This is a genomic window from Streptomyces sp. NPDC060002 (genome assembly GCF_042737245.1).
In the GTDB taxonomy this organism is placed as follows: domain Bacteria; phylum Actinomycetota; class Actinomycetes; order Streptomycetales; family Streptomycetaceae; genus Streptomyces.
In genome coordinates this window covers 1-10166 of sequence record NZ_JBHWUW010000037.1, presented here as the reverse complement: position 1 = coordinate 10166, position 10166 = coordinate 1, and the positions used below count along the sequence as shown (strand labels likewise).

Annotated in this window: 10 protein-coding genes; 3 read left to right on the top strand and 7 right to left on the bottom strand. The window is 71.2% G+C overall.

The window, feature by feature from the left end; translation table 11 throughout:
* Positions 1–176: 176 nt before the first annotated feature.
* The 7 genes from ACFWBD_RS27710 to ACFWBD_RS27680 all read right to left on the bottom strand — a co-directional run bounded on the left by ACFWBD_RS27710 (position 177) and on the right by ACFWBD_RS27680 (position 8423).
* Positions 177–1898, bottom strand: a complete 1722-nt coding sequence (locus ACFWBD_RS27710) for a dipeptide ABC transporter ATP-binding protein (protein ID WP_385672223.1) — start codon at positions 1896–1898, stop codon at positions 177–179.
* The gene (locus ACFWBD_RS27705; protein ID WP_385672220.1) at positions 1895–2893 is read right to left on the bottom strand and encodes an ABC transporter permease; all 999 of its coding nucleotides are present in this window, start codon (positions 2891–2893) and stop codon (positions 1895–1897) included. Before ACFWBD_RS27705 ends, ACFWBD_RS27710 begins: the two co-directional genes overlap by 4 nt.
* Complete coding sequence (locus tag ACFWBD_RS27700) at positions 2890–3939, bottom strand: ABC transporter permease (protein WP_385672217.1); 1050 nt, start codon at positions 3937–3939, stop codon at positions 2890–2892. The genes ACFWBD_RS27705 and ACFWBD_RS27700 overlap by 4 nt, the downstream gene beginning before the upstream one ends.
* A gap of 4 nt (positions 3940–3943) precedes the next feature.
* A complete protein-coding gene (locus ACFWBD_RS27695; protein ID WP_385672214.1) occupies positions 3944–5662 on the bottom strand; it encodes an ABC transporter substrate-binding protein in 1719 nt (572 codons plus the stop codon).
* Between the two features lie 191 nt (positions 5663–5853).
* The gene (locus ACFWBD_RS27690; RefSeq protein ID WP_351761195.1) at positions 5854–5949 is read right to left on the bottom strand and encodes an Ms4533A family Cys-rich leader peptide; all 96 of its coding nucleotides are present in this window, start codon (positions 5947–5949) and stop codon (positions 5854–5856) included.
* A 70-nt stretch (positions 5950–6019) separates the two neighbouring features.
* Entirely contained in the window at positions 6020–7438 is a 1419-nt protein-coding gene (locus ACFWBD_RS27685; RefSeq protein ID WP_385672211.1) for a DUF3152 domain-containing protein, read from the bottom strand.
* 7 nt (positions 7439–7445) lie between these two features.
* Complete coding sequence (locus tag ACFWBD_RS27680) at positions 7446–8423, bottom strand: alpha/beta fold hydrolase (protein WP_385672208.1); 978 nt, start codon at positions 8421–8423, stop codon at positions 7446–7448.
* 241 nt (positions 8424–8664) lie between these two features.
* On the opposite strand from ACFWBD_RS27680, the gene ACFWBD_RS27675 reads away from it, so the two are divergent.
* The 3 genes from ACFWBD_RS27675 to ACFWBD_RS27665 all read left to right on the top strand — a co-directional run bounded on the left by ACFWBD_RS27675 (position 8665) and on the right by ACFWBD_RS27665 (position 10079).
* Positions 8665–8883, top strand: coding sequence for a hypothetical protein (locus ACFWBD_RS27675; protein WP_385672205.1), 219 nt, complete (start codon positions 8665–8667; stop codon positions 8881–8883).
* A 180-nt stretch (positions 8884–9063) separates the two neighbouring features.
* Positions 9064–9705, top strand: a complete 642-nt coding sequence (locus tag ACFWBD_RS27670) for a TetR/AcrR family transcriptional regulator (protein ID WP_385672202.1) — start codon at positions 9064–9066, stop codon at positions 9703–9705.
* Positions 9706–9851: 146 nt separating this feature from the next.
* Positions 9852–10079, top strand: a complete 228-nt coding sequence (locus ACFWBD_RS27665; RefSeq protein WP_020130831.1) for a DUF3107 domain-containing protein — start codon at positions 9852–9854, stop codon at positions 10077–10079.
* The last annotated feature ends 87 nt before the right edge of the window (positions 10080–10166 follow it).

Below are 10166 nucleotides of genomic sequence, written 5' to 3'. Positions count from 1 at the left end.
CCCGGGGGCCGGTCCGGCCCACTACTTTGCCTTTGTGGGGGGGGCGGCGGTGGTGTGTGGCCCCCCCCCCCCACCAAAAGGGGTGAACGGTCGTAACTTTCCCGTGCGGTTCGCGTTCGGTCGCGCTAAGAGATCATCCGACTGCGAAACGTCACGTCACTCGCGTCCCATGGGTCTCACGCCAGGGCCGGCTCCCGTCGCTCGGTGCGGCGTCGGGCGGCGATTGCGGGGTCGAGTGCCGGTACGGCGGCCAGGAGTTGCCGGGTGTACGGGTCCCGCGGCGACTCGTACACCTCGTCGGCGGGCCCCTCCTCGACGACCCGGCCTCGGCGCATCACCGCGACCCGGTCGCTGACCTGACGCACCACGGCCAGGTCATGGGCGACGAAGACCAGCGCGAGGCCGAGTTCGCGCTGGAGTTCGCCGAGCAGGGCCACGACCTGGGCCTGGGTGGTCACATCGAGCGCGGAGACCGGCTCGTCGCACACGATGACGCGCGGCCCGGCCGCGAGCGCCCGCGCGATGCCCACGCGCTGGCGCTGACCGCCGCTGAACTCGTGCGGGTAACGGTCGTAGTGCGCCGCTTCGAGCCCCACGCGCTCCAGCAGTTCCGTCACGCGCTCCCTGACCCGTGCCTCGCCCCTCCCCCGCACGCCCCACGCGCCCGGTGCGCCCGGTGCGCGAAGCGGGTCGGCGATGGACTCGCCGACGCTGCGGCGGGGGTTGAGGGAGGAGACGGGGTCCTGGAAGACCATCTGCACGGTCGGGTTCACCCCCGTCGACACCCGTCCCTCGTACCGGACCTCGCCGGCCGTCGGCTCCAGCAGTCCGACCAGCATCCGGCCGAGCGTCGTCTTGCCGCTGCCGCTCTCCCCGACGACGCCGAGGGTCTCGCCCCGGTGGACGGTCAGCGACACGCCGTCGACGGCCGCGAAGGCCCGCTTGCCGCGCCCGAACTCGCGGCGCAGCCCGTGTGCCTCCAGCACGACCTCGGCCGACGGACGGTCGGCCGCGGGCCGCACGTCCGCCTGCGGCCCGCCCGCGTCCGGCCGCCGTACGTGAGACCGCCGTACGTCCGGCCGCCGTACGTCAGGCTCCTCCGGCCCGTGCCCGACCGCACGACGCGCCTCCACCCGGGGCACGGCTCCGAGCAGCTCGCGTGTGTACGGCTGCGCGGGAGCCGCCAGAACGGCTCCGACCGGCCCGTGCTCGACGAGTCGGCCGTGCCGCATGACCAGTACCTCGTCGACGCTCTCCGCCGCCACGCCCACGTCGTGCGTGACCAGCAGCAGCCCCATCCCGGTCTCCTCGCGCAGGGTGTGCAGCAGGTCGAGGATCTGGGCCTGGACGGTCACGTCGAGCGCGGTCGTCGGCTCGTCGGCGATCAGCAGGTCGGGCTCGCAGGCCAGCGCCATGGCGATGAGGGCGCGCTGGCGCATGCCGCCGCTGAACTCGTGCGGCCGTGACCGGGAGCGCCGGACCGGGTCCGGAATTCCTACCCTCTCCAGGACCTGCACCGCACGCGCGCGTGCCGTACGACGGGACACGCGCGTGTGCACGCGGTACACCTCGGCGATCTGGTCGCCGATCGCGTAGTACGGGTCGAGGGAGGACAGCGGGTCCTGGAAGACCATCGCCGCCCGGCCGCCGCGCAGCCGCCGCAGTTCCTCGTCGGACGCGCTCTGCACGTCGGTCCCGGCGACCCGTACCGAGCCGCCGACGGCGGCCCCCGTCCCCCGGTGCAGTCCCAGGAGGGCCGAGGCGACCGTGGACTTGCCGGAGCCGGACTCGCCGACGAGGCCGAGGGCGGCGCCCTCCGCCAGACGGAAGGAGAGGCCGTCGACGGCGCGCAGAGCACCGAACTCGACCGTCAGGTCCGTGACTTCCACCAGGCTCATGCGAGCACCACCCGTCGGTCGGCCACCGCGTACAGGACGTCCGCGACGGCGTTGGCGAGGACCACGAAGAAACCGATGACCAGGACCATCCCGACGACCACCGGAAGGTCCACGACGTTGACCGCGTGCACCAGTTCCTGTCCGATGCCGGGGAGCCCGAAGAGGGTCTCGGTGAGCACCGCGCCGCCTACCGCGGAGCCGAAGTTGTTGGCGTTCAGCGCGATGACCGGCGCGAACGCCCCGCGCAGCGCGTGCCGTCCGATGATCGACCGCTCGCCGACGCCGTACGCGCGGAAGGTGCGGATGTGGTCCTCGGCGAGGGTCTCCAGCATCGACGACCGGGTCAGCCGGGCGAACGAGGCGGCCTCGATGAGCGCGAGCGAGAGCCAGGGCAGCAGCAGGTTCCACGCCCACTGCTCGGGGTCGTCGGTGAGGTTCACGTACTGCGGGAAGGGCAGCAGTTGCAGCTCGCCGCAGACGACGATCATCAGGATGAGGCCGATCACGAACACGGGCGTGGCCGTTCCGGCCAGGGTGACGGCGGTCAGGACGCGCTCGGTGAGCCGCCCGCGCCGCCAGGCCGAGAGCACGCCGGTGCCGACGCCGAGGATCAGCCACACCACCATCGCGCCGAGGACGAGCGACAGGCTCACCGGCAGCTTGGTCAGGATCAGCCGGGTGACCTGCTGATCGCTCTGGTACGACAGCCCCAGGCAGGGCGCCGGGCAGTGTTCCACGGAGGTGCCGGTCGAGTAGTCCTGACCCGCGACGAGGCCCTCGAGGAAGTGCCAGTAGCGCACGTGGAGGGGTTCGTCGAGGCGCAGTTGCTCGGCGACCTGGTGCACCTGGGCCGGCGAGCAGCGCGGACCGCAGGTGATCTGGGCGACGTCGCCCGGGGTGACGTAGAAGACGACGTAGACGATCACCGAGATGGCGAACAGGGTGAGGACCGTGCCGGTGCCCCGGCGCAGCACGAAGCCGCCGAAGCCGCTCATGAGGACGTCTCCTTCTCTGCGGCGGTGTCCGCTCGGTGTTCCCGCCGGCGTCCCGTCCCCACCCGCAGCCGGGAGGCCGCGCGCGGGTCGAGCGCCGTGCGCACGCCGTCACCGAGGACGGTCAGCGCGAGGACGGTCACGAAGAGGGCGCCGGCGGGCAGCAGCAGGTACTGCGGGGCCGCCTGGTACCAGACGTCGGCGGCGGTGAGCATCTGTCCCCAGGACGGCGTCGGCGGCTTCACACCGACCCCGAGGAAGGACAGCGCGGCCTCTACGGAGATGTTCTGCGGCACGAGCAGCGCCGCGTAGGTGATGACGGGGGCGGCGAGCCCGGGCAGCAGTTCCCGGCGGGCGATCCGCCAGGTGCCCCAGCCGCTGAGCCGGGCCGCCGACACGTAGTCGAGCCCCTTGAGGGTCAGCGTCTGGGCGCGCACCACCTTGGCGACGTTGCCCCAGGAGATGAGGCCGATGACCAGGGTGACCAGCACGGGCCGGGGGAAGCTCGCCGGGACGATCGCGAGCAGCGCCAACGACATGATCATCAGCGGCAGCGCGACGAAGATGTCGGTGATCCGGCTCAACAGTTGATCAACCCATCGGCTGCCGAGCGCGGCGGCGATGCCCAGGGTGACGCCGATGGCGACCTGGATCACGGTCGCGGCCAGCGCGACGCCCAGGGACACCCGGGCGCCGTGCACGAGACGGGCGAACAGGTCGCGTCCGGTCTGCGGTTCGACGCCGAGCCAGTGGTCGCCGCCGATGCCGCCGAGCGGGCCGACGGGCACGCCTCCGCGCGCGGAGTCGATGAGGGAGGGGTGGTAGGTGGTCGGGTCCTGGCCCTCGATGGCGGTGAGCAGCGGCGCGGCGAGCGCGACCAGGACGAGCAGCGCGACGACGACCGCCGCGACGAGGGCGGCACGCTGCGCTCGCAGCCGCCGCCAGAACTGACGGGCACCCGAGGCCCCCGGGACGGACGCGGGGTCCGTGCCGGGGGCCCGGGCGGCGGTGACGGCCTCGGCGGCCGCCTTGGTGACTGCCTCGCTCACAGTGCTACTTCACCGCGACCTGCGAGGGATCCAGGACGCCGTCCCAGTCGCTGATGACGATGTTGCGGATGTCCTCGCCGTACAGCCGCTTGTAGACGGGGTGGAACAGCGGCACGGTCAGCGCCTGCTCGCCGATCTTCTTGTCCAGTGCGCCCCACCTCTTGGCGGCGGCGTCGAGATCGGTCAACTTGTTGATCGCGTCGATCTCGGCATTGACCGACTTGTCGTTCAGGAAGCCCGTGTTGAAGTTCGCGCCGTCCTTGACGATCTGCCGGCCGTCGAAGATCGGGGCGAGGAACGGACCGCCGGAGGGCCAGTCGGCGCCCCAGTGGGCCAGGAAGAGGCCGGGCTCCGTCTTCACGTCGTGGATCGTGTCCGAGTAGTCGTTGTCCTCCAGACCCTGGAGCTTGACGGTGATACCGGCCTTCTTGAGCGCGTCCTGGATGGCGGTCGCGATCTCCGGGCTGGTCTCGAAGTCCTGGCTGTTGGAGTGGGTGAGGGTGATGGTCAGCCCGTTCGGGTGACCGGCCGCCTTCAGCAACTCCTTGGCCTTAGCCGCGTCGCCGGTCCTGCCCGCCGGGAAGAGGTCGTAGGGCTCGTAGCCGAAGGACTTCTGGTTCGGCAGGTAGGTGGTGGCGGCCTCGGCGAGCGACGAGCCGCCCGCCGCGTTGACGACCGACGACCGGTCGATGGCGTAGGAGACCGCCTGCCGCACCCTGATGTCGTCGAACGGCTTCACGTTCGGGTTGAACGCGAGGTAGTTGGTGTAGCCGAAGTGGCCGGTGCCGACCCGCGCGGCGAGTTCCTTGTCGCCGCTGACCTTGGCCAGTTCGGCCGGGCCGAGGTTGGTGTCCGTGGTGATGGCGGTGGCGTCCGCCCCCTGGGACGCGGACAGCCGCTGGTTGATCACCGAGGAGTCGAGCCCGGACCGTACGTCGATCTTGTCGGGGTACGCCTTGCGCTCGGCGTCCGTCTTCGCGGACCAGTAGGTGTTGCGCTCCAGGGTGAGGCGCTCGCCGTCGTTCTCGTTCTTGACGACCTTGTAGGGCCCGGACGAGACCGGGTGCTCCTCGTACTTCGTACCGGTGTCCTTGGCCTTCGGGACGGGCGCGAACTGCGTCTGCGTGGCCAGGTACGGGAACTCGCCCTCGGGCTTGTTCAGATGGAAGACGATCGTCCGGCTGTCCGGCGTCTCGATGGCGGCGAGGCCCTTGGAGTCCTTGTACGGCCCCTGGTAGTCGGCCGCGCCGACCAGCCAGTCCCGCAGGTAGGGCGCGCCGCCGGAGAGCTCGGCCGCGAAGGACCGCTCGATGCCGTACTTGATGTCGGCCGAGGTGATCGCGGTCCCGTCCTCGTACTTCAGACCCTCCTTGAGGGTGTACGTCCACACGGTGGCGTCCTTGTTGGGGCGCCCGGTGTCGGTGGCGAGGTCGGGGACGACCTCGGTGCCGGGGGCGCCGTTCTCGCGGTTGCGCGTGGTGAGGGTTCTGAAGACCAGGGTGGGCACCTTGCCGCCGCCGGAGGTGTAGAGGCGGGCCGGGTCGAAGTCCTGCTGGGGGTTGCGGTTCAGGATGGTGAGTGTCCCGCCCTGGTGCGGGGCGGAGTCGCCGCCGGAGGCCTTGGCATCGTTGTCCTCAGGCCCGCAGGCGGCGGCGCCCGCGGCCACCACCAGGCTGACGGATGCCGCGGCGACGCGGCGCGCTATGAGGGACGGTTGACGCATCGGAATGACGACCTCTCGGTTGACGGTCTCGCCGCCCCTCCCGGGGCATCTCGATATCCGAGACATATGGACGAGGATTGAGACGAAAGTGAACAGACGTCTGCCCCGGCGCCGAGTCGTCGAAGAGCCGTGACCACGTCACGGCTGGGAGAAAGAAAGAGAATTCGCGACACACGCGCCTGGGGGCGGCGTCAGCGACAGTGGATGTCGGCCACGCAGAGCGCGGTCACGCCGAAGAGCGCCAGCTCGATGGCGGCGCTCCTGTCGACGAGATGACTAGACCACATACGCAGCAATATGGAGGAACTTTTTGGGCATGTCAACGCGCCCCATGAGACGCCTGTCCATCCCTGAGGCTCAACTGCTGGGATAGGGCCAGGCGTTGGGCAGGCAGTGGATCCCGTCGTGGTCGAGGAATTTCGTCTGCTGCTGCATGACCGGCGCCAGCTCGCCGTCCTGGTCACAGGTGACATGGCTGTAGCCGAGGCGGTGGCCGACCTCGTGGTTGATCAGCATCTGCCGGTAGGCGTACATCTTGTCGCCGAAGGTCTCCGACCCCTGGGCCCACCGGTAGGCGTTGATCATCACGCGCTCGGTGGCGGCCGAGTCGCAGGAGACGTTGTCCTCCGTGGTGTCCAGACCGGACTTGGCGCACCACACCGCGGTGGTGCCCGGACTGGCGAGCGTGATGACGAAGTCGGCCTTGCCCGAGTGGATGCGTTCGAAGGTGCGGGCGCCGTTGTGGGCCCAGCTGCGGGCGTCGTTGAGCGTCTTCTGCACGGCCTGCGCGAAGAGTTCGCCGTCGAGCCCGAGGCCCTGTTCCACGTCCACGCGGTAGGTGTACTTCTGCCCCTTGCCGGGCGCCTTGTCGACGCCCGCGACGGCGTCGAACTTCCCCGACCCCTCGAGCTTGGCGCTGAGCGCGTACTTCGTGGCCATCCCCTGCGCGTACGTCAGCGTGGCCGCGCCGCCGGGCGCGCCGCCGGACGCACCGGCGGACACGGACGGGCTCGGCCGGTCCTCCCCGCGCGCGGCGTCGTCGTCGACGGCCTCACGGGTCTGCCCGGAGGCGGACTGCGAACGGACGGACTCGTCGTCCCGGCCGGTGGCGACCTGTCCGGCCACCACGACGGCCAGCACCGTGGTGACGGCGGCGGCCGCGATACCGCCGAACGCCCGCCCCTTGATTCCCTGAGCGGTCATGGGCCCGCCGGCGGACGGCACGTCGTCGTCCCCGTCGCGCCGCTCGGCGCCGGCCGGGGCGGTCGCACGGGAGGCGGTGTCCCGGTCGGTGGCGGCGGGGTAAGGATCCTGCACGCGCGCGGCCGCGGACAGCGGTCTCGCGCGCGTGAAAACATCCTCGTCGTCCTCGCCGAAGGCATCGAGGTAGTCCTGTCGCGGTCCCTGACGGGAACCTTGACGGGGGCCTTGACGCGGGCCGTCCTGGGGCATGGGTCGCTGACGAGGTATCACGGGCTGCCCGGTACCCGCTGATCGTCCCCTCAAGTCACCCCAGCCGCCCCCGCCTTCACGCTGCTCGGGGTGACCTCCCCGCACCTGCGGGAACCCATGGGCCGGAGTCCCGTCGGGAAAGGGGAAGCGGGGCACGCCGTGCGAGGGGGTTCCGTCGTACCCGGGGGGCGGTACCTGGACGCGGGCGCCGCGCGGGTCCCCCTGGGGAGGGGGCTCCGGAGAAGCCCCCTGCGAGGCGCCCTTGGAGCCGCCGCCGTTGGCGGCACTCCTGGGCGCGGGTCCACGCCGGCTGTGGCGTCCCACGTCGGTCTCAGCCTCCCGAGTTCTCTGTCGCGGCGGCGGTGTCGGCGAGGAGCTCGCGGAACGCCGTCGCCACCGTCTCGGGATACTCCATCATCGCCACGTGCCCGGCGTCGGGCAGCGTGAGCAGGCGGGAGTCACGGAAGGTGCGGGCGGCCCGCTGCGCCATGCGGAAACCGACGAGCTGGTCGCGACCACCGTAGACCAGGAGGGTCGGCGCGAGGACGCGCTCGGCCTGGCGCCAGAGCCCGTGTTGGCCGCCCAGCGTGTACGCGCTGAGCAGGCCGCGCGTGGAGCGCGTCAGCGCGTCCCAGAAGTACGGCAGCTGAAGGCGCCGCTCCAGCTCGTCCACCGCGTGGCGGAACGCGTCCGGGCCCACTCGCCCGGGATCGCCGTAACAGAGCGCCGTGACGCCGCGGACGCGCTGCTCGGCGGTCCACTCCCGGGTGAACCTGGTGAAGAGCGCGGCCACGCCGGGCAGCCCGACCAGTCCCGTGGGCACGGCCGTCCGCTGCACCCGCAGTTCGGGCAGCGCCGGTGACACCAGCGTCAGTGTCCGCACGAGGTCGGGCCGGACCGCGGCGACGCGCGTGGACACCGCGCCGCCGAGCGAGTTGCCGAAGAGGTGCACGGGTCCGCGATCGACGGCGTCGAGGTAGCGGATCACTGCACGCGCGTGTGCCGTGATGGAGTAGTTGCCGTCGTCCGGCGGCGGGGAGTCGCCGAAGCCCGGCAGATCCACGGCCTCGCTCGCCACCGCCCCGTCGAGCAGCGCCATCAGCGCGGACCAGTTCTGCGAGGAACCGCCCAGGCCGTGCACGTACAGCGCGGGCTCGAGCCCCTCGCGCGCGGGCGGCCTGGAACGGACCGTGAGCGTGACGCCCGGCAGCCCGACCGACCGGAGCCGCTCGCCCTCGGCGACCCGGACGGCGATCGCCTTCGGCAGCACACTGGTGGGCGGCACGGAGGGCAGCTCGGTCGAAGACATGCGGGCAATGTTACGAGACGATCACGCCCGCTTTTGTGTGTTCGCCGTCACACGCGCGGGGCGCACGCGCGCGTGGCTGCCGCCGCGCCGGCACCGCGAAGGAGCCATACCGCCGCGAATAGGGGGCACTCCGGACAGCGATCGCTTGGCGTCCGAAACGGGTGTCTCCTAGGCTCGTACCGAGGGCACCCGCTTGTGGCCCCTGCAACTCGCAGGGACGTTCGTAGGAAGGGAGCCCACCATGGCCGTTGACCCCACCGACCCGGAGACGTTCGAAGAGGACGACGACTTCGGGGAGCTCGACGTCGAGGCGCCTGAGAACGACGCCGCCGAACAGTCCAAGGACGTCACCCCGGAGCGCGACGACTCCCTGAAGGACGTGGATCCCACCCGGGCCGACGAAGCCGACCTCGTCGAACAGGCCCGCGTCGTATCCCTCGACGAGGACGACTATCGCTGACATGCGCCGAGCTGGAGCGGGGCGGAGTATGCCCGTAACATCCCGGTCCAAAACTATTTACACCGCTTTTGTCGTCGTCCAGTCCGTGAAATTCTGCACGCGCACCGCGCACACCACGGTTACCGAAAAGTACGATGGCGACGCGGCGCTCACCGCATGAGGACCACTTTGGGAGGCGGCGTGACAGCCATCGAGCAGACAGAGGCGGCGCGCCCGCGAGGCACCCGCTTGCCGCGCCGTGCCCGACGGAACCAGCTGCTGGGCGCCGCCCAGGAAGTCTTCGTGGCGCAGGGCTACCACTCCGCCGCCATGGACGACATCGCCGAGCGGGCCGGAGTCAGCAAGCCCGTGCTGTACCAGCACTTCCCCGGCAAGCTCGACCTGTACCTGGCCCTGCTGGACCAGCACTGCGAGTCGCTCATCCAGGCCGTGCGCGGCGCGCTCGCCTCGACGACCGACAACAAGCAGCGGGTCCGCGCCACGATGGACGCGTACTTCGCGTACGTCGAGGACGACGGCGGCGCCTTCCGTCTGGTCTTCGAGTCGGACCTGACCAACGAGCCCGCGGTGCGCGAGCGCGTCGACAAGGTGACCACCGAGTGCGCCGAGGCGATCTGCGAGGTCATCGCTGAGGACACCGGCCTCTCACGCGCGGAGTCGATGCTGCTCGCCTCGGGTCTGGGCGGCCTCGCCCAGGTCGTGGCGCGCTCCTGGCTGCACAGCGACCACAGCGTGCCGCGCGACCAGGCGGTGCAGCTGCTGGCCTCACTGGCCTGGCGGGGCATCGCCGGCTTCCCGCTGCACGGCACCGATCAGCACTGAACGCGGGAACGCCCGGCCGTTTGTTCCCGCCCGCTGTTCGCTCCTGGCGTGGACGGCCGCGCCGTGAACGTCCCCTCACCGGGCTAATGTGTGCAGCGTACGGCGCGGACGCCCGCGCACCCCATGACCGTCGGAGGGACATAGCCGTGGAGGTCAAGATCGGCGTGCTGCACGCACCCCGCGAGATCGTTCTGGAGAGCGGTCAGACTCCCGAGGAGGTCGAGCGCGTGGTGGCCGAGGCCCTGGCCGGAAAGTCGCAGCTGCTCAGCCTCGTGGACCAGCACGGCCGCAAGGTCCTGGTTCCGGCCGACCGCCTGGCCTACGTCGAGCTGGGCGAGCCCGCTCCGCGCAAGGTGGGCTTCGGCGCTCTGTAGGCGAAGCACGGAAGTGGGGGGGGGGGGGCCCCCGGGGGGGGGGGGCCCCCAAACCACCCCACCCCCCCCCGCGGCGGCCCCCCCCCC